Annotated in this window: 20 protein-coding genes; 12 read left to right on the forward strand and 8 right to left on the reverse strand. The window is 55.8% G+C overall.

The features are described from left to right. The first annotated feature begins 44 nt into the window (after nt 1-44). The 9 genes from murC (at nt 45) to mutT (ending at nt 10,728) form a co-directional block, all read left to right on the forward strand. On the forward strand, nt 45-1,520 hold the full coding sequence (gene murC, locus GNG26_RS03450) for a UDP-N-acetylmuramate--L-alanine ligase (RefSeq protein WP_156237814.1): 1,476 nt from the start codon (nt 45-47) through the stop codon (nt 1,518-1,520). Further along, entirely contained in the window at nt 1,513-2,433 is a 921-nt protein-coding gene (locus GNG26_RS03455; RefSeq protein ID WP_156237816.1) for a D-alanine--D-alanine ligase, read from the forward strand. The genes murC and GNG26_RS03455 overlap by 8 nt, the downstream gene beginning before the upstream one ends. Before the next feature lies 1 nt (nt 2,434). Beyond that, complete coding sequence (gene ftsQ, locus GNG26_RS03460; protein WP_103178273.1) at nt 2,435-3,268, forward strand: cell division protein FtsQ; 834 nt, start codon at nt 2,435-2,437, stop codon at nt 3,266-3,268. Between the two features lie 2 nt (nt 3,269-3,270). Beyond that, nucleotides 3,271-4,527: a cell division protein FtsA gene (gene ftsA, locus GNG26_RS03465; protein ID WP_103178274.1), complete on the forward strand. Its 1,257-nt coding sequence runs from the start codon at nt 3,271-3,273 to the stop codon at nt 4,525-4,527. A gap of 63 nt (nt 4,528-4,590) precedes the next feature. After that, nucleotides 4,591-5,742 (forward strand): cell division protein FtsZ, encoded by a 1,152-nt coding sequence (gene ftsZ, locus GNG26_RS03470; RefSeq protein ID WP_103178275.1) that lies wholly within the window; start codon nt 4,591-4,593, stop codon nt 5,740-5,742. 101 nt (nt 5,743-5,843) lie between these two features. Further along, nucleotides 5,844-6,761, forward strand: coding sequence for a UDP-3-O-acyl-N-acetylglucosamine deacetylase (gene lpxC / locus GNG26_RS03475; RefSeq protein ID WP_103178276.1), 918 nt, complete (start codon nt 5,844-5,846; stop codon nt 6,759-6,761). Nucleotides 6,762-7,011: 250 nt separating this feature from the next. Continuing rightward, complete coding sequence (gene secM, locus GNG26_RS03480) at nt 7,012-7,515, forward strand: secA translation cis-regulator SecM (protein ID WP_156237818.1); 504 nt, start codon at nt 7,012-7,014, stop codon at nt 7,513-7,515. A 60-nt stretch (nt 7,516-7,575) separates the two neighbouring features. Further along, nucleotides 7,576-10,281: a preprotein translocase subunit SecA gene (gene secA / locus GNG26_RS03485; protein WP_103823254.1), complete on the forward strand. Its 2,706-nt coding sequence runs from the start codon at nt 7,576-7,578 to the stop codon at nt 10,279-10,281. A gap of 57 nt (nt 10,282-10,338) precedes the next feature. Beyond that, nucleotides 10,339-10,728 carry an 8-oxo-dGTP diphosphatase MutT gene (mutT, locus tag GNG26_RS03490; RefSeq protein ID WP_103178278.1) on the forward strand — a complete coding sequence of 130 codons (390 nt, stop codon included), beginning with the start codon at nt 10,339-10,341 and terminating at the stop codon, nt 10,726-10,728. Between the two features lie 38 nt (nt 10,729-10,766). On the opposite strand, the gene yacG is transcribed toward mutT, so the two are convergent. The 3 genes from yacG to coaE are packed head-to-tail and all read right to left on the reverse strand — an operon-like array spanning nt 10,767 to nt 12,325. Further along, the gene (gene yacG / locus GNG26_RS03495) at nt 10,767-10,961 is read right to left on the reverse strand and encodes a DNA gyrase inhibitor YacG (protein ID WP_103823255.1); all 195 of its coding nucleotides are present in this window, start codon (nt 10,959-10,961) and stop codon (nt 10,767-10,769) included. 9 nt (nt 10,962-10,970) lie between these two features. Then, nucleotides 10,971-11,714 (reverse strand): cell division protein ZapD, encoded by a 744-nt coding sequence (gene zapD / locus GNG26_RS03500; protein ID WP_156237819.1) that lies wholly within the window; start codon nt 11,712-11,714, stop codon nt 10,971-10,973. Then, nucleotides 11,714-12,325, reverse strand: a complete 612-nt coding sequence (coaE, locus tag GNG26_RS03505) for a dephospho-CoA kinase (protein ID WP_103823257.1) — start codon at nt 12,323-12,325, stop codon at nt 11,714-11,716. Before coaE ends, zapD begins: the two co-directional genes overlap by 1 nt. Before the next feature lie 235 nt (nt 12,326-12,560). On the opposite strand from coaE, the gene GNG26_RS03510 reads away from it, so the two are divergent. After that, nucleotides 12,561-13,604: a GMP reductase gene (locus tag GNG26_RS03510; RefSeq protein ID WP_103823258.1), complete on the forward strand. Its 1,044-nt coding sequence runs from the start codon at nt 12,561-12,563 to the stop codon at nt 13,602-13,604. A 31-nt stretch (nt 13,605-13,635) separates the two neighbouring features. Here the strand turns inward: GNG26_RS03510 and hofC are convergent, their stop codons facing one another. The 4 genes from hofC to nadC form a co-directional block, all read right to left on the reverse strand. After that, complete coding sequence (gene hofC / locus GNG26_RS03515; protein ID WP_156237820.1) at nt 13,636-14,832, reverse strand: protein transport protein HofC; 1,197 nt, start codon at nt 14,830-14,832, stop codon at nt 13,636-13,638. Further along, nucleotides 14,822-16,207 (reverse strand): type II secretion system protein GspE, encoded by a 1,386-nt coding sequence (gene gspE, locus GNG26_RS03520; protein WP_156237821.1) that lies wholly within the window; start codon nt 16,205-16,207, stop codon nt 14,822-14,824. Before gspE ends, hofC begins: the two co-directional genes overlap by 11 nt. Beyond that, nucleotides 16,204-16,656 (reverse strand): prepilin peptidase-dependent pilin, encoded by a 453-nt coding sequence (gene ppdD, locus GNG26_RS03525; RefSeq protein WP_114315886.1) that lies wholly within the window; start codon nt 16,654-16,656, stop codon nt 16,204-16,206. The genes gspE and ppdD overlap by 4 nt, the downstream gene beginning before the upstream one ends. Nucleotides 16,657-16,839: 183 nt before the next feature. After that, nucleotides 16,840-17,733 carry a carboxylating nicotinate-nucleotide diphosphorylase gene (nadC, locus tag GNG26_RS03530; protein WP_114315885.1) on the reverse strand — a complete coding sequence of 298 codons (894 nt, stop codon included), beginning with the start codon at nt 17,731-17,733 and terminating at the stop codon, nt 16,840-16,842. An 87-nt stretch (nt 17,734-17,820) separates the two neighbouring features. Here nadC and ampD point away from each other — a divergent pair, with 87 nt between their 5' ends. Further along, nucleotides 17,821-18,384 (forward strand): 1,6-anhydro-N-acetylmuramyl-L-alanine amidase AmpD, encoded by a 564-nt coding sequence (gene ampD, locus GNG26_RS03535; protein WP_103823263.1) that lies wholly within the window; start codon nt 17,821-17,823, stop codon nt 18,382-18,384. Further along, entirely contained in the window at nt 18,381-19,235 is an 855-nt protein-coding gene (gene ampE / locus GNG26_RS03540) for a beta-lactamase regulator AmpE (protein ID WP_156237822.1), read from the forward strand. The genes ampD and ampE overlap by 4 nt, the downstream gene beginning before the upstream one ends. Nucleotides 19,236-19,253: 18 nt before the next feature. On the opposite strand, the gene GNG26_RS03545 is transcribed toward ampE, so the two are convergent. Next, the gene (locus tag GNG26_RS03545; RefSeq protein ID WP_156237823.1) at nt 19,254-20,204 is read right to left on the reverse strand and encodes a family 43 glycosylhydrolase; all 951 of its coding nucleotides are present in this window, start codon (nt 20,202-20,204) and stop codon (nt 19,254-19,256) included. Nucleotides 20,205-20,214: the final 10 nt, after the last annotated feature.

Consider the following 20,214-nt stretch of genomic DNA (forward strand, 5'->3'; position numbering starts at 1 on the left):
TTGCGCTGCACGATTTTTTTGAAGTAGTCGATGGCGTTTAGAGAATGAATACACAACAACTGGCGAAACTGCGTTCAATCGTGCCCGAGATGCGTCGCGTCCGGCACATTCACTTTGTTGGCATCGGCGGCGCCGGTATGGGCGGTATTGCCGAGGTGCTGGCAAATGAAGGCTACCAGATCAGCGGGTCCGATCTGGCGCCGAACCCTGTTACGCAACAGTTGGCGTCGCTGGGTGCGACCATCTATTTTAATCACCGCCCGGAAAACGTGCTTGATGCGAGCGTGGTCGTGGTCTCCAGCGCCATTCCCGCCGATAACCCGGAAATCGTTGCCGCACATGAAGCGCGTATCCCGGTGATCCGCCGCGCGGAAATGCTGGCCGAGCTGATGCGTTTTCGTCACGGCATCGCCATTGCCGGTACGCACGGTAAAACCACCACTACGGCGATGGTCTCCAGTATTTATGCCGAAGCGGGTCTCGATCCGACCTTCGTTAACGGCGGCCTGGTCAAAGCGGCGGGCGTACATGCTCGCTTGGGGCACAGCCGTTATCTCATCGCGGAAGCGGATGAGAGCGACGCCTCGTTCCTGCATTTGCAGCCGATGGTGGCGATTGTGACCAACATCGAAGCCGACCATATGGATACCTACCAGGGCGACTTCGAAAATTTAAAGCAAACCTTTATAAACTTTTTGCACAACCTGCCGTTTTATGGACGTGCGGTCATGTGCGTTGATGATCCGGTGATCCGCGAGCTGCTTCCGCGTGTCGGACGTCAGATCACCACATACGGTTTCAGCGAAGATGCTGATGTCCGCATAGAGAGTTTCAAACAGATTGGTGCGCAGGGGCATTTCACCCTGGCGCGTCAGGATAAAGAGCTGCTGCAGGTGACGCTTAACGCGCCAGGGCGCCATAACGCCCTTAACGCTGCGGCAGCCGTTGCGGTCGCCACAGAGGAAGGCATTGACGACGAGGCGATTCTGCGGGCGCTGGAAAGCTTCCAGGGAACCGGGCGCCGTTTTGATTTCCTCGGCGAGTTTCCGCTGGATGGGGTTAACGGCAAAAGCGGCACCGCAATGCTGGTGGATGACTACGGACACCACCCGACAGAAGTGGATGCCACGATCAAAGCGGCGCGCGCGGGCTGGCCGGACAAAAATCTGGTTATGCTGTTCCAGCCACACCGTTACACCCGTACCCGTGACTTATACGACGATTTCGCTAATGTGCTCTCACAGGTTGATACGTTGCTGATGCTGGAAGTGTACTCAGCGGGTGAGACGGCCATTCCGGGTGCCGACAGCCGTTCGCTGTGCCGTACCATTCGTGGGCGCGGCAAGGTCGACCCGATTCTGGTCTCCGATCATGCCCAGGCGGCAGCCATGCTTGCCCCGGTATTGACCGGCAATGATTTGATTCTGGTGCAGGGGGCAGGAAATATCGGCAAAATCGCCCGTACACTGGCCGAAATCAAACTTAAGCCGCAAATTTCGGAGGAAGAGCGCCATGGCTGATAAGATTGCGGTCCTCGCTGGCGGCACCTCGGCTGAGCGCGAGGTCTCCCTGAATTCTGGTGCCGCGGTGCTGGCAGGGCTGCGGGAAGGTGACGTTGATGCGCACCTGGTCGATCCGAAAGAGACTGACGTGACGCGCCTGAAAGAGATGGGTTTTGACAAAGTGTTTATCGCGCTGCACGGTCGCGGCGGGGAAGATGGCACGTTGCAGGGCTTGCTGGATATCATCGGCCTGCCTTATACCGGCAGCGGCGTGATGGCGTCGGCCATCTCTATGGACAAACTGCGCAGCAAACTGCTCTGGCAGGGCGCTGGCTTACCGGTTGCGCCGTGGGTGGCATTGACCCGTCGTGAATTTGAGCAGGGCCTTGCCGAAAGCGTGAGCGAGCGTATTGCTGCCTTGGGTTTACCGGTGATCGTTAAGCCCAGCCGTGAAGGCTCAAGCGTAGGAATGTCTAAAGTAGACAAAGCTGACGATATATCATCTGCATTAGCGCTGGCATTTCAACATGATGAAGAAGTTCTGGTGGAAAAATGGCTAAGCGGACCGGAATTTACCGTTGCGATGCTTGGTGAAGAAATTTTACCGTCAATTCGTATCCAACCTGCCGGAACCTTCTATGATTATGAGGCGAAGTATCTCTCTGATGAGACGCAATATTTCTGCCCAAGTGGTCTGGAAGCGGAGCGTGAAGCCATTTTAAATGCTCTGGTGCTGAAAGCCTGGCATGTACTTGGCTGTCGTGGCTGGGGACGAATTGACGTGATGCAGGATAGCGACGGGCAGTTTTATCTGCTGGAAGCCAATACCTCACCGGGTATGACAAGCCACAGTCTGGTGCCGATGGCGGCTCGCCAGGCGGGAATGAGCTTCTCGCAGCTGGTGGTTCGCATTCTGGATCAGGCGGGCTGATATGTCTCAGGCTGCGCTGAACACGCGAAACCGCGACGAGGAAGAAGAATATACTTCCCGGCGGAGTAATGGAACGCGTCTTGCAGGGATCACCTTCCTGCTCGCCGTGCTGTGTACTGTGTTTGTTAGCGGCTGGATGGTGCTCGGCTGGATGGAGGATGCACAACGTCTGCCTCTGTCGAAACTGGTAGTAACGGGTGACCGTCACTACACGCGTAATGATGATATTCGTCAGTCGATCCTGGCATTAGGATCGCCCGGCACCTTCATGACGCAGGATGTAAACATTATTCAGAGTCAGATTGAGCGCCTGCCATGGATTAAACAGGCAAGCGTCAGAAAGCAATGGCCTGATGAATTGAAGATTCATCTGGTTGAATATGTACCCATTGCGCGTTGGAATGATCAGCATATGGTTGACGTAGAGGGAGTTTCTTTCAGCGTCCCGGCCGATCGTGTCAGCAAGCAAAATTTACCTATGTTGTATGGGCCGGAAGGCAGCGAAAATGAAGTGCTGGAAGGTTTTCGTAGCATGGGGAAAGTGCTGGCTAAGGATCGTTTTACCCTGAAACAGGCTGCAATGACAGCGCGTCGTTCCTGGCAGTTGACGCTGACGAACGATATTAAGCTGAACCTGGGGCGGGGTGACACGATGAAGCGTCTGGAACGTTTTGTAGAACTCTATCCCGTTCTGCAGCAGCAGGCGCAGGCTGAAGGCAAAAGGATTAGCTACGTTGATTTGCGCTATGACTCAGGCGCATCGGTCGGGTGGACCCCGGCCCCGGTTGAGGAACCTAATCAGCAACAGAATCAGGCTCAGGTACAGGCAGAATAACAATGATCAAGGCGACGGACAGAAAACTGGTAGTAGGACTGGAGATTGGCACTGCGAAGGTTGCTGCTTTAGTAGGGGAAGTTCTGCCCGACGGTATGGTCAATATCATTGGCGTGGGCAGCTGCCCCTCCCGTGGTATGGATAAAGGTGGGGTAAACGACCTCGAGTCGGTGGTGAAATGCGTACAGCGCGCTATCGATCAGGCCGAACTGATGGCAGATTGCCAGATTTCCTCCGTGTATCTGGCACTCTCTGGCAAACATATCAGCTGCCAGAACGAGATCGGTATGGTGCCGATCTCAGAAGAAGAAGTCTCGCAGGAAGACGTCGAGAACGTAGTGCATACTGCGAAGTCGGTGCGTGTCCGCGATGAGCATCGCGTACTGCATGTGATCCCGCAGGAATACGCCATCGACTATCAGGAAGGCATTAAAAATCCGGTAGGACTTTCAGGCGTGCGTATGCAGGCAAAAGTGCACTTGATCACATGTCACAACGATATGGCGAAGAACATTGTTAAAGCCGTGGAACGTTGTGGCCTGAAAGTTGACCAACTTATTTTCGCCGGTCTGGCGGCAAGTTATTCGGTGCTGACCGAAGACGAACGTGAGCTGGGCGTCTGTGTCGTCGATATCGGCGGTGGTACTATGGACATGGCCGTCTATACCGGCGGTGCGCTGCGCCACACTAAAGTTATCCCTTATGCAGGGAATGTGGTCACCAGCGATATCGCGTATGCCTTTGGTACGCCACCGAGCGATGCTGAGGCGATTAAAGTGCGCCACGGGTGTGCGCTGGGCTCTATCGTTGGCAAAGATGAGAGCGTCGAAGTGCCGAGCGTCGGTGGTCGTCCGCCGCGCAGCCTGCAGCGCCAGACGTTGGCCGAGGTCATTGAGCCGCGTTATACCGAGCTGCTCAACCTCGTGAACGAAGAGATTTTGCAATTACAGGAACAGCTTCGCCAGCAGGGGGTTAAACATCATCTTGCGGCGGGGATTGTATTAACCGGCGGCGCGGCGCAAATTGAAGGTCTTGCGGCTTGCGCTCAGCGCGTGTTCCATACGCAGGTGCGCATTGGGGCACCGCTGAACATCACCGGTCTGACGGATTATGCTCAGGAGCCGTATTACTCAACGGCAGTGGGCTTGCTTCATTACGGGAAGGAAACCCATCTTAGTGGCGAAGCAGAAGTAGAAAAACGCACGTCGGTGGGTTCGTGGTTTAAACGAATCAACACCTGGCTGCGAAAAGAGTTTTAATTTTTGTAAGAGACCGGAGAGAATTAACGGTTTCAGGCGACAGGCACAAAACGGAGAGAAACTATGTTTGAACCTATGGAACTGACCAACGACGCGGTGATTAAAGTCATCGGCGTCGGTGGTGGCGGCGGTAATGCTGTAGAGCACATGGTGCGCGAGCGCATCGAAGGTGTTGAATTCTTCGCGGTGAACACCGATGCGCAGGCACTGCGTAAAACGGCTGTTGGCCAGACAATTCAGATCGGCGGCGGCATCACCAAAGGGCTGGGCGCTGGGGCAAACCCGGAAGTCGGCCGTAACGCTGCAGAAGAAGATCGTGAAGCACTGCGTGCGGCACTGGATGGTGCAGACATGGTGTTTATTGCCGCAGGCATGGGCGGTGGTACCGGAACCGGTGCTGCGCCAGTTGTTGCGGAAGTGGCTAAAGATTTAGGTATCCTGACTGTTGCCGTTGTGACCAAGCCTTTTAACTTTGAAGGCAAGAAGCGTATGGCGTTTGCAGAGCAGGGTATCACCGAGCTGTCCAAGCATGTGGACTCGCTGATCACTATTCCAAACGACAAACTGCTGAAAGTGCTGGGTCGTGGCATCTCTCTGCTGGACGCTTTTGGCGCGGCGAACGATGTCCTGAAAGGCGCAGTCCAGGGTATTGCCGAGCTGATCACCCGTCCAGGCCTGATGAACGTCGACTTTGCTGACGTGCGCACCGTGATGTCCGAAATGGGCTACGCGATGATGGGCTCCGGCGTGGCGAAAGGTGAAGACCGTGCAGAAGAAGCCGCTGAAATGGCGATCTCTTCTCCGCTGCTGGAAGATATCGATCTCTCTGGCGCGCGCGGCGTGCTGGTTAACATCACTGCGGGCTTCGACCTGCGTCTGGATGAGTTCGAAACCGTGGGTAACACCATCCGTGCGTTCGCGTCTGACAACGCAACCGTGGTAATCGGTACTTCCCTTGATCCGGAAATGAACGATGAGCTGCGCGTAACGGTTGTTGCGACCGGTATCGGCATGGACAAACGTCCTGAGATCACTCTGGTGACCAACAAAACTGCACAGCAGCCGGTGATGGATCGCTACCAGCCGCACGGCATGGCACCATTGACCCAGGAGCAGAAACCTGCCGCTAAGGTGGTGAATGACAATACGCCACAAACGCAGAAAGAGCCGGATTATCTGGACATTCCAGCATTCCTGCGTAAACAAGCTGATTAAGAATTAGCTGGAATTAGGGAATTTACGCTCTTTGTGCTAAACTGGCCGCCCGATAGTGATGTACACTCTCGGTTGGATAAGTAACTTGGCGAGATTATACGATGATCAAACAAAGGACATTAAAACGTATCGTTCAGGCGACAGGTGTCGGTTTACATACCGGCAAGAAAGTCACCCTGACGTTGCGCCCTGCGCCGGCCAATACCGGGGTCATCTATCGTCGCACCGACTTGAATCCACCGGTAGATTTCCCGGCTGATGCCAAATCTGTGCGTGATACCATGCTCTGTACTTGCCTGGTGAATGAGCATGACGTGCGGATCTCTACCGTAGAGCACCTGAATGCCGCCCTGGCGGGTCTGGGTATCGACAACATTATTGTTGAAGTCGATGCGCCGGAAATCCCGATTATGGATGGCAGTGCTGCACCGTTCGTCTACCTGTTGTTGGACGCCGGCATCGAAGAATTGAACAGTGCGAAGAAATTCGTACGTATCAAAGAGACCGTTCGTGTCCAGGATGGCGACAAATGGGCTGAATTCAAGCCGTTTAATGGTTTTTCGTTGGATTTCACCATCGACTTCAACCATCCGGCGATTGATTCCAGCACCCAGCGCTATGCGATGAACTTCTCTGCTGATGCGTTTATGCGTCAGATCAGTCGAGCGCGTACGTTTGGTTTCATGCGTGATATCGAATATCTGCAGTCCCGCGGCCTGTGCCTGGGCGGCAGCTTCGATTGTGCCATCGTTGTTGACGATTATCGCGTACTGAACGAAGACGGCCTGCGTTTTGAAGACGAATTCGTTCGTCACAAAATGCTGGATGCAATCGGCGACCTGTTCATGTGTGGTCACAACATCATTGGTGCGTTTACCGCGTATAAATCCGGTCACGCGCTGAACAACAAATTGTTGCAGGCTGTTCTGGCAAAACAGGAAGCCTGGGAATATGTGACCTTCGAAGACGAAGCTGAACTGCCATTGGCATTCAAAGCACCGAGCACGGTTCTGGCGTAACGGTAAATTCCGTTATGTAAATTCGACTGGTTGACCTGGCACTCTCTCCGGCCAGGGAGACCAGTCGTTTTTGTTTTTATCTTCCCCGTATCGCTGTAGTCAATGGCGCGTTTGCTGATTTCATCACCATTTTTAACCTCCTCTGTGGCGCAATACTGCTGCTGCAACCCGGCTTTAGTGTTACTATCTTTGCGCGAAAATATAAAAATCATACGGTGAGCCGAAGGTTCATTTACTTGTGGTGGGGCAATTGAGCGGAATTCTGACGCGCTGGCGACAATTTGGCAGACGTTACTTCTGGCCGCATCTCCTTCTGGGGATGGTCGCGGCGAGTCTTGGCCTGCCCGCGCTCAGCAGTAACACCGAAACCGCAAATCCGGCAAAGACCACTACCACCCGCCACGATCTGAGCTCGCGGGTCAATTTCACGAATCTCGCCCTGCTGGAAGCGAACCGCCGACCCAACTTCACGGTAGATTACTGGCATCAGCATGCGATTCGTACCGTCATCCGGCATCTCTCCTTTGCCATGGCGCCACAGGCGTTACCCGTAGTTGATGAGCCTCTCCCGGTACAGGCGCATCATCTGGCGCTGCTCGATACACTCACAACGCTGCTTACGCAGCAAAGCAAGCCGCCGGTTATTGTCCGTCAGGTCGCGCTTGCCGCATTTTATCCACAGACCGCTTTCTCCGTCTCCGCCTGGATTAGCCAGGTGCAGGGCATCCGCGCCGGACCTCAACGCCTCAGCTAAATTAACCCTTGTTCACTATCTTAATTTAACTGCCCATCATGGGGTGTTTGAGAATTTATTATGTTAATCAAATTACTAACTAAAGTTTTCGGTAGTCGTAACGATCGTACCCTGCGCCGCATGCGCAAAGCCGTCGGTGTTATCAATGGCCTTGAGCCAGCGATGGAAAAACTCTCTGATGAAGAGCTGAAAGCCAAAACCGCTGAATTCCGTGCCCGCCTTGCAAAAGGTGAAACCGTTGAAAGCCTGATCCCGGAAGCGTTCGCCGTTGTGCGTGAAGCGAGTAAGCGCGTGTTTGGCATGCGTCATTTCGACGTGCAGCTGCTGGGCGGGATGGTGCTGAACGACCGCTGCATCGCCGAGATGCGTACCGGTGAAGGTAAAACCCTGACCGCGACACTGCCTGCCTACGTCAACGCCCTGTCGGGTAAAGGCGTGCACGTGGTGACCGTCAACGACTATCTGGCGCAGCGTGACGCCGAAAACAACCGTCCACTGTTCGAATTCCTCGGTATGACCGTCGGGATCAACATGTCTGGTTTGCCGGCGCCTGCGAAACGCGAAGCCTATAACGCCGACATCACCTACGGTACCAACAACGAATACGGCTTTGACTACCTGCGTGACAACATGGCCTTCAGCCCGGAAGAGCGCGTCCAGCGTAAGCTGCACTATGCGCTGGTGGATGAGGTGGACTCCATTCTGATCGACGAAGCGCGTACGCCGCTGATCATCTCTGGCCCGGCTGAAGACAGCTCCGAGATGTATCGTAAAGTCGATAAAATCATTCCGCACCTGATCCGTCAGGAGAAAGAGGACTCCGACACCTTCCAGGGTGAAGGTCACTTCTCCGTTGACGAAAAAGCCCGTCAGGTGAACCTGACCGAGCGCGGTCTGGTGCAGATCGAAGAGTTGCTGGTTGCCCAGGGCATTATGGAAGAGGGCGAGTCACTCTACTCCCCAGGCAACATCATGCTGATGCACCACGTGACCGCGGCGCTGCGTGCGCACGTGCTCTTTACCCGTGACGTGGACTACATCGTTAAAGATGGCGAAGTCATTATCGTCGATGAACACACCGGTCGTACCATGCAGGGTCGCCGCTGGTCCGACGGTCTGCATCAGGCCGTTGAAGCCAAAGAAGGTGTCGATATCCAGAACGAAAACCAGACCCTGGCATCCATTACCTTCCAGAACTACTTCCGTCTGTACGAGAAGCTGGCAGGGATGACCGGTACGGCGGATACCGAAGCCTTTGAATTCAGCTCCATCTATAAGCTGGATACCGTAGTCGTTCCAACCAACCGTCCAATGATCCGTAAGGATATGCCGGACCTGGTCTACATGACCGAAGCGGAAAAAATTCAGGCCATCATTGAAGATATCCGCGATCGCACCGCTGCAGGCCAGCCGGTGCTGGTGGGGACTATCTCCATTGAAAAATCGGAAGTGGTCTCCAATGAGCTGACCAAAGCCGGTATCAAACACAACGTGCTGAACGCCAAGTTCCACGCTAAAGAGGCCGATATCGTTGCCCAGGCGGGCTATCCGGCAGCTGTGACCATCGCCACCAACATGGCGGGTCGTGGTACCGACATTATGCTGGGCGGTAGCTGGCAGGCTGAAGTGGCTGCGCTGGAAAACCCAACCCCGGAACAGATTGCGCAGATCAAAGCCGACTGGCAGGTTCGTCACGATGCGGTTCTGGCTGCGGGCGGTCTGCACATCATCGGTACTGAGCGTCACGAATCTCGTCGTATTGACAACCAGCTGCGTGGCCGTGCGGGTCGTCAGGGTGATGCCGGTTCTTCACGCTTCTATCTGTCGATGGAAGATGCGTTGATGCGTATCTTCGCCTCTGACCGTGTGTCGGGCATGATGCGTAAACTGGGTATGAAGCCGGGCGAAGCGATTGAACACCCGTGGGTGACCAAAGCCATCGCCAACGCCCAGCGTAAAGTGGAAAGCCGTAACTTCGATATTCGTAAGCAGCTGCTTGAGTACGATGATGTGGCCAACGACCAGCGTCGCGCTATCTACACCCAGCGTAACGAACTGCTGGACGTTTCCGACGTGAGTGAAACCATCAACAGCATTCGCGAAGATGTCTTCAAAGCGACTATCGATAACCATATTCCACCGCAATCTCTGGAAGAGATGTGGGATGTTGAAGGTCTGCAGGCGCGTCTGAAAAACGACTTCGACCTGGATCTGCCGATTCAGGAGTGGCTGGATAAAGAGCCGGAGCTGCATGAAGAGACCCTGCGCGAGCGTATTTTCGCTAACGCCCTGGAAGTCTATAAGCGTAAAGAAGAAGTGGTTGGCGCCGAGATGATGCGTCATTTCGAAAAAGGCGTGATGCTGCAAACCCTGGACTCCCTGTGGAAAGAGCACCTGGCGGCGATGGATTATCTGCGTCAGGGTATTCACCTGCGTGGCTATGCGCAAAAAGATCCGAAGCAGGAGTACAAGCGCGAATCCTTTGCCATGTTTGCCTCTATGCTTGAATCCCTGAAGTACGAAGTGATCAGCACCCTGAGCAAGGTCCAGGTGCGCATGCCGGAAGAAGTGGAAGAGATGGAACAGCAGCGTCGTGAAGAAGCCGAACGTCTGGCTCAGATGCAGCAGCTCAGCCATCAGGACGACGAAGAAGCCGCCGCTGCCGCGATTGCCGCGCAGTCCGGTGAGCGTAAGGTCGGTCGTAACGATCCGTGCCCGTGCGGTTCCGGTAAAAAATACAAACAGTGCCATGGCCGTCTGAGCTAAGCATTAAACCAACTGAAAAGGCGCAGATATCTGCGCCTTTTTTATGGATGTAAGCCAATGAAAATACTGCAAATCGCTGTCGGGATCATTCGTAATTCCGATAACCAAATTTTTATTACCCAGCGTGCGGCCGATGCGCATATGGCGAATAAGTGGGAGTTTCCTGGCGGTAAGATTGAGTCCGGCGAGACCCCCGAACAGGCGCTGATCCGCGAACTTCAGGAAGAGGTGGGCATCACGCCGCGCGGTGCGACCCTGTTCGACAAACTGGAATATACCTTTCCCGATCGCCATATCACGCTGTGGTTCTGGCTGGTGGAAAACTGGGAAGGCGAACCCTGGGGCAAAGAGGGACAGCCTGGAAACTGGGTGACGCTGAACGCGCTGGATGCCGATAAATTCCCACCGGCAAATGCGCCTGTCATCGCGCGTTTAGTGGCGGACTGACTGGCCTGCGAGCGAGGTGCCGGCAGGCCATGGTGATGTTACTGCTGCTCTTCGCTCCAGTCATCGCTGTCAGACATATCGCCTGAGCTGGGAATACGTTTCTCTTCCGCAGCCCACTCGCCCAGATCGATTAGCTGGCAGCGCTTGCTGCAAAAAGGGCGGAACGGACTCTGTTCGCCCCAGACAACGGGCTTGCCACAGGTGGGGCAGTTCACGGTGGTGACATCAGACATCTTAACTCCTTAGCAGCACGCCAGTTCAAAGTCGAGGCGTTCCGGCACCAGACCATGTTCACTGTCGAGCGGCATGAAACGGATCGCAAAGCGGCTCTTATGGCCTGAAATTTGCGGGTAAAGCTGATCGGCAAGGGAGAGCTGCAGGCGCAGGAGATCCGCATCTTCCCCGTTATCCTGATAAAAACCATTCAGGCTGGTTTGCTTGCGGAATGGCGCTGAATTGCGGATCAAATCCAGGATCAGCGACAGCGCCTGGTTTAACGGCTCAAGGCTGTTCAGCCAGCTTTGCACCTGGATGTCGCGCTGCTCCTGGGGCATATGCAGCCAGATGTGCAAGGTCGGTAAATCGAAACTGCAGCAGCCGCCGGGAATGCTCAGACGCTGACGCACCAGTGCGACCAGGCGGTCTTCACGCAAAAACTGGCCGATACGCGGCGCTGCCATTAATATGCCGCTGCTGTTTTTCAGCTGCTGGCGCAGGCTGTCGATACGGCTGTTATCCACCCCCGGCACTTCCGCCCAGGCCTGCAGTTTACGCTGCTGACGTTCCAGCTCTTTCAGCAATTCTGTGCGGACTTCGCCACGCTCTAACACGTCCAGCAGATCGCTCACGTTGCGGAAAAAGTGCAGTGCCGAGGTGTGGTCATGAATCGGAAGCAGGCCAGAAAGCTGCTGGATCAAAAATTCGATACGCAACCAGGTGCGCATTTTTTCGTTGAGGGGATGCTCGAAAAGAACATGGGTGTGCATTAGGCTTTTTCCTGTAAAACGGCCTGCGCCAGATATTGCTGATGCAGGCGAGCCACATCCGATGCAATGGCATCCGGTGAGCCGTTATTATCAATCACATCATCCGCGACGGCCAGGCGCGCTTCACGCGTGGCCTGCGCGGCAAGAATTTTTTCCGCATGTTCACGCCCGACGTTATCACGGGCGATGGTGCGCTGAATTTGTGTTGCCGGAGAGACGTCAACAACCAGTACCCGATCCGCTTTGTCATGGAGATTATTTTCCACAAGAAGCGGGACAACCCAGAGCACGTAGGGGGAAGTGGCGCGTGCTATCTGTTTCTGCGTCTCCTGCTGGATAAGCGGATGAAGCAGGGCGTTAAGCCAGGCTTTCTCTTCAGGATGCGTGAAAATGCGTTCGCGCAGCATTCGACGATTAAGGGTGCCGTCAGGCTCGATAATGTCGCTGCCAAAATGGTCTGCAATAGCGCGTAGTGCGGGTGTACCTGGCTCTACCACCTGGCGGGCAAGAATGTCGGCATCAATTATCGTGATACCCAGACGAGAGAAGGCTTCAGCCACAGTGCTTTTGCCACTGCCAATGCCTCCCGTTAATGCAACGATGTACCCCATTAAATAAAATCCTGGGAAATATTCATTATTGATATCAATTGCTTAAGATTTAATCTTTTATCAGCAAAGAGTAAGCTCTGCTTACGTACTTTTTACCAGGTAAATTTATAGGATTGTAGCGTAAAAAAAGTGATTTTCGCAGTCTTGCGCAACAGGTATTAGTGCGTATGATAGCGTCACTGGAGTTGTGTGTTACGTTTTTCGACATTTACCCCAGTACCCCAGGAATCCGCAAATGCGTATCGAAGAAGATTTGAAGTTAGGTTTCAAAGACGTTCTTATCCGCCCTAAACGTTCTACTCTGAAAAGTCGCTCCGACGTTGAACTTGAACGTCAATTCACCTTTAAGCATTCCGGTCAGACCTGGTCTGGCGTACCCGTTATCGCCGCTAACATGGATACCGTTGGGACGTTTGCGATGGCAAAAGCGCTGGCTTCCTTCGATATTCTGACCGCTGTACACAAGCACTACAGCGTGGAAGAGTGGAATGCGTTTGCAGGCTCCGTATCTGAAAACGTGCTGAAGCATGTGATGGTATCTACCGGCACCTCTGATGCCGATTTCGAAAAAACGAAACAGATCCTGATTGCTAACCCAAACCTGAACTTCGTCTGTATTGATGTTGCGAATGGCTATTCTGAGCACTTCGTTCAGTTCGTCAGCAAGGCGCGCCAGGCCTGGCCGACCAAAACCATTATCGCGGGTAACGTGGTTACCGGTGAAATGTGTGAAGAGCTGATCCTCTCCGGGGCAGATATCGTGAAAGTGGGCATTGGCCCCGGTTCTGTCTGCACAACCCGTGTGAAAACCGGCGTTGGCTATCCGCAGCTGTCAGCAGTCATCGAGTGTGCTGACGCAGCCCACGGTCTGGGTGGCCAGATCATCAGTGACGGTGGATGCACCATGCCGGGCGACGTGGCAAAAGCATTCGGCGGCGGCGCAGACTTCGTGATGCTGGGCGGTATGCTGGCGGGCCACGACGAGAGCGGCGGTACCGTTGTTGAAGAAAACGGTGAAAAGTTCATGCTGTTCTACGGCATGAGCTCAGAATCGGCCATGAACCGCCACGTAGGTGGTGTTGCGCAGTATCGTGCCGCGGAAGGTAAAACCGTTAAGCTGCCTCTGCGCGGCCCGGTTGAGAATACCGCGCGTGATATCCTGGGTGGCCTGCGTTCAGCATGTACCTACGTGGGGGCATCCCGCCTGAAAGAGCTGACCAAGCGCACGACCTTTATCCGCGTTCAGGAGCAGGAAAACCGCGTTTTCAACAGCCTGTAATGCTTCTCGCTGGCGCGTTTTCGCGCCAGCGTTATCCCGCACTCATCGCATCCCCCAGATGGAAAATCGGCAGATACATCGCGACCACCAGCATGCCGATAATCAACCCCGTCACAATTAACAGTACTGGCTCCAGCAGTGAGGCTAAATTGTCCGCCTGCTGAAAGGTCTGCTCATTATGATGCTGCGCCAGATTGCTCAGCATGGTATCCAGCGCGCCCGATGCTTCGCCTGTGCGTACCAATTGAATGCAGAGTGGCGTAAAAATTTCTGCCTCATTCAGGGCTGACCAGATGGGCATCCCCTGCATGATGCGATGCCGTATCGCCTGTAATTTCTCCTGCCAGAAGGGGCACTCCAGCGTCTCCTCCGTACTTTCCAGCCCTTGTATAAAGGCGATGCCCGCCTGCTGCGTGAGCGAGAGAACGGTGAATATCTGGCTGAGCTTTTGCCCCCGTACCAGCGGGCCAATTACCGGGCTGTTCAGCAGCAGACGCTGGGTGACGTATCGCCACCGTCGTTTGCGGCGAAGAAACAGCAGGCCGGATGTTATCGCCAACAGGCTGCACAGCAGCGCCACCCCCTGTCGCTGGAGCACGTTTGCCAGCCCCATCACTGCCCGGGTCAGGGCAGGTAATGGGGTGTTAAAGGTTTTATAGATAGCGGCAAACTCCGGCAGCACCAGCGTGACCATCGCCAGCACTACGGCGAAAGCCAGGCCGAGAATGATCACCGGATAACGCAGCGCTTTTTTTACCTTTGCGCTGAGTTGCTGCTGGGTTTTTTGCTGCTGCGCGAGCTGGCGACAACATTCATCCAGCTTGCCGGTCAGCTCCCCGGTTTTGATCATCGAAACATAAAGCGGCGGAAAAACATGCGGCCATTTTTTCAGGGCGTCAGAGAAGGCGCACCCGGCACTGAGGTCGTCGGCGACGCTTTGCAACAACGCCTGCCATTGCCTGGCCGGGTGCTGCTGCGCCAGAAGCGCCAGCCCTGCCGACAGGGTTAACCCCGCCTGCAGCAGTGTCGCCAGCTGGTGGATAATGTCGTAGCGATGCTGCGCCTGCCACCGTGTCTGTTGCGCGCATCGCCTGAGTTCCAGGGGAACGAGCGCTTTGCCATGCAGGATAGCCCATGCCGTTTGTTTGTCGGGTGCCCAAAGCGCGCCCGCCTGCTGCTCCCCCTGCGGGCTGAGTGCCCGCCAGCGCCAGAGCTGATTACCTGCCATCCGGCGCACCCAGCATCTGCACCAGCTCTTCGAGGGTGGTGTGCCCCTGTTCTACCGCCATGCAGCCATGCTCAAACAGCGTGGTCATGCCCGTCTGGCGGGCCAGCTTTTCGATCTCTTCCACCGGCGCTCCGTTGGCAATGGCGGTGCGCAGCTCGCGGGTGATCACCATCACCTCGAAGATTGCCACCCGGCCATAAAAACCGTGGTAGCAGCGGTCGCAACCCACCGGCTGCCAGTGTGGCAACGGGCGAGGCCACAACGCCTGGGGCAGAGGGGTATCCCGGCGGGCCTCCTGACGACAGTGCGGGCACAGCCGACGTACCAGCCGCTGGGCGATCACCAGAGACAATGCCGAAGAGATCATCCAGCGCGCCACCCCCATTTGCTGCAGGCGAACCAGCGTTTCGGCGGTAGAGTTGGTATGCAGCGTCGACAGCACCAGATGGCCGGTCTGGGCGGCATTGATGGCGATCTCGGCCGTTTCGCCATCGCGTATTTCGCCCACCATGATGATGTCTGGATCCTGGCGTAAAAATGCGCGCAATACGCTCTGGAAGGTTAACCCCGCCCGGGGGTTTATGGGGGTCTGGTTTAGCCCCTCGAGCGGGATTTCAACAGGATCTTCTACGCTGCAGATGTTCACAGCGGGCGTGTTCCGGGCCTGTAAGGCGCTGTAAAGGGTAACGGTTTTACCACTGCCGGTGGGGCCGGTCACCAGAATCAGCCCCTGGGATTTATGCAGCGCTTCGGCGAATAATCGCTGCTGGATGGTGCTCATGCCCAGCTGATCCAGCAGGAGCGCCTGTTGCTCCTGCTGCAAAAGCCGCAGCACGATTTTTTCCCCGTTGCGACAGGGGAGGGTGGCAATACGAAACGAGACGGGGGCGCCGGATAGCTCAACCGTAAATTGTCCATCCTGGGGTAAGCGCCGCTCGGCGATATCCAGATTGCCCAGCACCTTCAGCCTGGCGATAAGCGTAGTGCCCAACTCGGACGAAAGAGGCTGTTGCGGATACAACACGCCGTCGATGCGTAACCGGATCTGCCAGCTCTCGTCGGCGGGCTCGATGTGAATATCCGATGCCCGCTGGCTCATCGCCTGCATCAGGGTGCGGTTAAGGATCTCAATGGCGGAGCGGGTGGAGATGGCGGCCACAGGCAGATGCGAGTCTGACGCGGTTTGCCGGTGCTTTTCCATTCTCTCGCTGGTCCAGCATTCGATATCTATCCTTTTCTGCGTCGCGAAACGTAACGCCTCCAGCAGCTCAGCAGGCGGGTTACCGACCACTGCAATCGTGACTCTGTCCGGGGCGCTGGTCAGCAACAAGGCGTTGTGACGCTGACACAGCGCGGTGAGCTGGTCAGAATTCATTGCACGTTCTCCTCGCCAGCCGTAAACCGGAACACCTCTTCACAGGCCTGCTTCAGCGCGCTGTCGTTGGCAATGGTGCAAACGCGCGTCCAGCCGGTGATGCCGTTGCCATTATTCCATTGCGGCGTCATCACGACCTCCAGACCGTTCAGGCTCTCCTGACCCGTCAGGGTAACGGTACCCTTGGCAATGCTCATGGCTGAGACATAGCGGGAGGTGGCAGGGGAGGGAACGCCGTTGACGCCCGCGTCGCAGCTTTCTGTCCCGCCATGATCGAGCGCGCAAAGTTCAACGGCGGTACGGTAGGGCAGGAAGGTTTGCAGCATATCGGTGAGAGCGGCTTTTCGCAGGTAGTTCTGATAGGCCGGAATGCCGATGGCGCTGAGTATGGCGACAATGCCGATGACGACCATTAGCTCGATGAGGGTAAATCCTTTTTGTCTTTCCATGAGTCTCTCCTTATGTGAACTAGCACTACTGTGGCAGTACGGCAAAACAGGAGCGAGCGGCAAAAATCATTTCGGGAAGCAGGATTCAGCGAGGAGTGTTGACGTTACAGCGTGGTGCAGCGGGTTTGCGAGAGGGGTCGTAAATCGGGCGAGCCCGGCCCTGGCAGACCGGGCAGAAGTCAGCTAGCGAAAGCGCATCGACAGATCGAGGGCGCGAATGTGTTTAGTCAGTGCGCCAACGGAGATGAAGTCGACGCCGGTTTCGGCAAATTCACGTAAGGTTTCACGCGTCACGTTGCCAGAGACCTCCAGGCGGGCCTGACCATTGGTACGCTTCACGGCTTCACGCATCTGCTCAGTTTCGAAGTTATCCAGCATGATGATGTCGGCACCCGCTTTCAGCGCGTCTTCCAGCTCCTGCAGGCTTTCCACTTCCACTTCGACCGGCACATCCGGATGCAGCCAGAAGGCTTTTTCCACCGCCTGGCGAACGGAGCCGGAGGCGATAATGTGGTTCTCTTTAATCAGGAAGGCATCGGACAACCCCAGGCGGTGGTTGGCGCCGCCGCCGCACAGCACGGCATATTTCAGCGCGGTACGCAGGCCGGGCAGGGTTTTGCGCGTATCCAGCAGTTGGGTATTTGTGCCTTCCAGCAGGTTGACGTAGCTGCGCACTTCGCTTGCCACGCCCGAGAGCGTCTGGACAAAGTTCAGCGCGGTGCGTTCACCGGTGAGCAGGACGCGCGACGGCCCTTCAAGTTCAAAGAGCGGCTGGTTAGCCACAATGCTGTCGCCATCTTCGACATGCCACGTCACCTGAACGCCGTCCCCGGCCAGTTGCGTAAAGACCTCTTCCACCCAACGTTTGCCACAGAAAACGCCATCTTCACGGGTGATGACAACCGCATGGGAACGGGCATCTTCCGCCAGCAGCTGGGCGGTAATGTCGTTGTCAGCATTGACGTCTCCACCCAGATCTTCGCGCAGCGCATTGGCGACGCTTGCTGGAATATCCATATTTATACGTTCCAGCAGTACGTTACGTCTGTGGTCGGGGTTGTAGCGGCGTGGCGGCATGTTAAAACTCCAAATTGGTAACGAATCATAAGATTGAAACATGCTACTCTGAACCGGGAATCAGCACCATATATAAGGAGATCCTGCATGCACTCAGAACATGGCTGGCTGGTGGAGGCTCGGCGTGTTCCTTCGCCACACCACGATTGCCGCCCAGAGGATGAAATTCCGTCGCTGCTGGTTGTACATAACATCAGCCTGCCGCCCGGCGAGTTCGGCGGCCCGTGGATTGACGCGTTATTCACCGGGACAATCGATCCCGATGCTCACCCCTTTTTCGCAGAAATTGCCCACCTGCGCGTTTCTGCCCATTGTCTGATTCGTCGTGACGGCGAGATCGTCCAGTATGTTCCTTTCGATAAACGCGCCTGGCATGCGGGCGTTTCTCAGTATCAGGGGCGTGAACGCTGCAACGATTTTTCCATCGGTATTGAGCTCGAAGGGACAGATACGCTGCCCTACACCGATGTCCAATATCAGCAACTGGCTGCGGTAACGCGCACGCTGATTTCACTCTACCCGGCTATCGCCCACAACGTGACCGGACACAGCGATATTGCGCCGCAGCGCAAGACCGATCCCGGCCCGGCGTTTGACTGGGAACGATTCAAAACCCTGCTTACCGCCCTGTCAGAAAAGGAGATGACATGACGTTATTTACCATGCTGCTGGTGTTGATTGCCGAGCGTTTGTTTAAGCTGGGCGAGCACTGGCATCTGGACCATCGGATGGAAGTGCTGTTTCGTCGCATCCGCCACTTTTCCATGCTTCGCACACTGCTGATGACGGCGGGCGTGATGGTGGTGGTATTCCTGCTGCTGCGGTCGCTATATGGCCTCTTCTTCAACGTGCCGCTGCTGGTGATGTGGATCCTGCTCGGCGTGCTCTGTATTGGCGCAGGTAAGGTTCGTCTGCACTACCATGCCTACCTGAAGGCGGCCACTAACGGTGACGTGCATGCTCGTGGGGCGATGGCCAGCGAGCTGACCTTAATCCACGGCGTACCGCCGGAGTGCGATGAGCGCGAGTTTTTACGCGAACTGCAGAATGCGCTGCTGTGGATTAACTTCCGCTTCTATCTGGCGCCATTGTTCTGGTTTGTGGTGGGCGGCGCGTGGGGCCCGGTTCTGCTGATGGGCTATGCGTTTTTACGCGCCTGGCAGAGCTGGCTGGCACGTTATCTGACCCCGCACGAGCGGTTGCAGTCCGGTATCGATGCGATCCTTCACGTGGTGGACTGGCTGCCGGTGCGGCTGTTCGGCGTGGTGTATGCCCTGATCGGCCACGGCGAGAAAGCCCTGCCGGCATGGTTCGCCTCGCTGGGCGATCGCCACACCTCGCAATATCTGGTGTTAACACGTCTGGCTCAGTTCTCCCTGGCCCGCGAGCCGCACACGGATAAGATCGCAACGCCGAAAGCGGCCGTTTCGATGGCCAAGAAAACCTCTTTTGTGGTGGTGGTGATTGTGGCGCTGCTGACCATTTACGGCACGCTGATCTAAACCAGCGCGCCGCAGGCTTCAGACTGTATCAGCTGACGGGATGCCGAAATCGGGCATCCCGTTTTCGTTCCAGCGTACGGTTTTCAGGCGGGTGTGGCGGTTTGGATCGTACAGCGGATCGCCTTCGATTTCGGTGTAGTTGCGTGCATGGTAAACCAGCACGTCTTCCCCCTCCGGCGTTTGGGTAAAGCTGTTGTGTCCCGGTCCATACTGGCGATTCTCGTAGCTGGTGGTGAACACCGGCTGCGGGGATTTATGCCAGTTCGCCGGGTTACGTGGGTCAGCATTGAGGTCGATCCAGAGCAGTCCCATGCAGTAGTTTTCATCGGTGGCGCTGGCGGAGTAGCTGATAAACAGCCGATCGCCGTGGAACAGCACCGCCGGACCTTCGTTGACCCAAAAACCGCGGCACTCCCAGTCATATTCCGGTTTGCTGAGCATCACCGGATCGCCTTTGAGCGTCCATGGGTTTTCCATTTCGCACAGATAAAGGTTCGAGTTACCGGTGATATCCGGGGCTTTTTGCGCCCAGAGATACCAGCGTTTACCCTGATGGACAAAGGTGGTGGCATCCAGCGCAAAAGTGTCAAAGTGCGTTTTGATCTGCCCCTTCTCTACCCACTTGCCGGTGAGCGGGTCGCTGTCGGTGCACTCCAGGGCATACATCCGGTGCTGGAACATGCCCAGCTCGTCCAGCGCCTGGGTGTGGGCAGCCGCGAAGTAGATGTACCATTTGCCGTCGATAGCGTGCAGTTCCGGTGCCCAGATCAGATTACCCATCGGGCCGCTGTCGGGTTTGCGCCAGACCACGACCTCTTCCGCGCTGCGCAGGCCTTCCAGCGAGTCGGCGCGGCGGATCGCCAGCCTGTCATACTCCGGAACCGAGGCGATAAAGTAGTACTGTCCTTCATGATGAAGAATGTACGGGTCAGCGCGTTGTTCAATAAACGGGTTTGGCCAGGTTTGCATTCGGCTTTCC

The sequence above is a fragment of the Leclercia sp. J807 genome (assembly GCF_009734465.1).
In the GTDB taxonomy this organism is placed as follows: domain Bacteria; phylum Pseudomonadota; class Gammaproteobacteria; order Enterobacterales; family Enterobacteriaceae; genus Enterobacter.

Bases quoted from the DNA above. Each gene is read 5' to 3' on its own strand.
- murC (WP_156237814.1), top strand. From the start codon at position 45: ATGAATACACAACAACTGGCGAAACTGCGTTCAATCGTGCCCGAGATG.
- GNG26_RS03455 (WP_156237816.1), top strand. From the start codon at position 1,513: ATGGCTGATAAGATTGCGGTCCTCGCTGGCGGCACCTCGGCTGAGCGC.
- ftsQ (WP_103178273.1), top strand. From the start codon at position 2,435: ATGTCTCAGGCTGCGCTGAACACGCGAAACCGCGACGAGGAAGAAGAA.
- ftsA (WP_103178274.1), top strand. From the start codon at position 3,271: ATGATCAAGGCGACGGACAGAAAACTGGTAGTAGGACTGGAGATTGGC.
- ftsZ (WP_103178275.1), top strand. From the start codon at position 4,591: ATGTTTGAACCTATGGAACTGACCAACGACGCGGTGATTAAAGTCATC.
- lpxC (WP_103178276.1), top strand. From the start codon at position 5,844: ATGATCAAACAAAGGACATTAAAACGTATCGTTCAGGCGACAGGTGTC.
- secA (WP_103823254.1), top strand. From the start codon at position 7,576: ATGTTAATCAAATTACTAACTAAAGTTTTCGGTAGTCGTAACGATCGT.
- mutT (WP_103178278.1), top strand. From the start codon at position 10,339: ATGAAAATACTGCAAATCGCTGTCGGGATCATTCGTAATTCCGATAAC.
- yacG (WP_103823255.1), bottom strand. From the start codon at position 10,961: ATGTCTGATGTCACCACCGTGAACTGCCCCACCTGTGGCAAGCCCGTT.
- zapD (WP_156237819.1), bottom strand. From the start codon at position 11,714: ATGCACACCCATGTTCTTTTCGAGCATCCCCTCAACGAAAAAATGCGC.
- coaE (WP_103823257.1), bottom strand. From the start codon at position 12,325: ATGGGGTACATCGTTGCATTAACGGGAGGCATTGGCAGTGGCAAAAGC.
- GNG26_RS03510 (WP_103823258.1), top strand. From the start codon at position 12,561: ATGCGTATCGAAGAAGATTTGAAGTTAGGTTTCAAAGACGTTCTTATC.
- hofC (WP_156237820.1), bottom strand. From the start codon at position 14,832: ATGGCAGGTAATCAGCTCTGGCGCTGGCGGGCACTCAGCCCGCAGGGG.
- gspE (WP_156237821.1), bottom strand. From the start codon at position 16,207: ATGAATTCTGACCAGCTCACCGCGCTGTGTCAGCGTCACAACGCCTTG.
- ppdD (WP_114315886.1), bottom strand. From the start codon at position 16,656: ATGGAAAGACAAAAAGGATTTACCCTCATCGAGCTAATGGTCGTCATC.
- nadC (WP_114315885.1), bottom strand. From the start codon at position 17,733: ATGCCGCCACGCCGCTACAACCCCGACCACAGACGTAACGTACTGCTG.
- ampD (WP_103823263.1), top strand. From the start codon at position 17,821: ATGCACTCAGAACATGGCTGGCTGGTGGAGGCTCGGCGTGTTCCTTCG.
- ampE (WP_156237822.1), top strand. From the start codon at position 18,381: ATGACGTTATTTACCATGCTGCTGGTGTTGATTGCCGAGCGTTTGTTT.
- GNG26_RS03545 (WP_156237823.1), bottom strand. From the start codon at position 20,204: ATGCAAACCTGGCCAAACCCGTTTATTGAACAACGCGCTGACCCGTAC.